Below are 983 nucleotides of genomic sequence, written 5' to 3'. Positions count from 1 at the left end.
CCTCGCGGGTGACGTCCTCGGCGTCGGTGCCGCCGCGCACGACTCGGAGGACGATGCCGTGCACCTGTGCGACGGTGAGGTCGTAGAGCGCCGCGAAGGCGGCACGGTCCTTTCCCGCGACCCGGACCAGGAGGGGCCGGAGGCGGTCGTCCCCGACCGGGCCGGACCCCTCGGTCCCCGCGTCCGGCGCGCGCTTCGGGGGCGTCGGCGAGCCCGTCGTCGCAGTCATACGAACGACTGTAGACATCCCACCCTCCCGTCGCCGGGTTCGTTTTTCCTTGCGTTGCAGGAAGATCGGACTTCGTATCAATTCGTTATACGTCGTTACACTTCCGTGATCTTCCTGCGTCGGGCTCGACACCGGCGACGGGGATGCTCGGTACTCTGACCGCTCCGGTACACCCGGCGACACGCTCGCCGACCGGCTGTCGGGCGAACGACTCGGAGAACAGAGATGACGGCACCACGGATCCCCCACCGCCCGAAGGGCCCCTCGGCGCTGCTCGACGGCCCGCACGCAGGCATGATCCTCGCCGGCGGCGTCACGGTCGTGGGTGCGCTCGCCGCCGTGGCGGTGGCCGGCTCCGCGCTGCTGGCCGTCGCCCTCACGGCCATCGTCGCAGGTGCGGTGGCGGTCGTCGCCGCCGCGATCTGACGGCGACGAGGTGGAAACGCTCGACGCCGTCGAAGTACCGATCCGGCGCCTCGACGACGGACTGCTCGCGGCATCACTGGTACGCGCGTCCGGGCCGTCCCCCCGCCGCCGGCCGCCCCACCGCGCGGTTCCGGCCGCCGACGTCTCCGTACTCGTCCCCGTCCACCTCGGACCGGACTCCGGCGCGCGCGACGCCCTCGGCCACGCCGTGCGCGCGGCCGCCGAATCCCGCCGCGCCGGACGGCTCGTGGCGGTCGACGAGGTGGGGGCCGATCCGCGGGCCTCGGCGCTGCTGGCGCTGCTCGAACCGGAGATCGTGATCCTCGCG

Annotated in this window: 1 protein-coding gene and 2 pseudogenes; 2 read left to right on the top strand and 1 reads right to left on the bottom strand. The window is 73.0% G+C overall.

What is annotated here, in order from left to right:
• Nucleotides 1-229 (bottom strand): annotated as a pseudogene (locus tag CQZ88_RS21265) (hypothetical protein); the annotation flags it as partial.
• A 225-nt stretch (nt 230-454) separates the two neighbouring features.
• Between CQZ88_RS21265 and CQZ88_RS21260 the strand changes: the two are divergent.
• Both CQZ88_RS21260 and CQZ88_RS30000 read left to right on the top strand, forming a co-directional pair.
• Nucleotides 455-655, top strand: a complete 201-nt coding sequence (locus tag CQZ88_RS21260; RefSeq protein ID WP_029544747.1) for a hypothetical protein — start codon at nt 455-457, stop codon at nt 653-655.
• A gap of 10 nt (nt 656-665) precedes the next feature.
• Nucleotides 666-983: pseudogene (locus CQZ88_RS30000) on the top strand (hypothetical protein); the annotation flags it as partial.

The organism is Rhodococcus sp. ENV425, from assembly GCF_002887785.1.
Lineage (GTDB): Bacteria > Actinomycetota > Actinomycetes > Mycobacteriales > Mycobacteriaceae > Rhodococcus > Rhodococcus aetherivorans.
The sequence above is the reverse complement of the archived record's forward strand: the minus strand, read 5'-3'. Positions and strand labels throughout refer to the sequence as shown.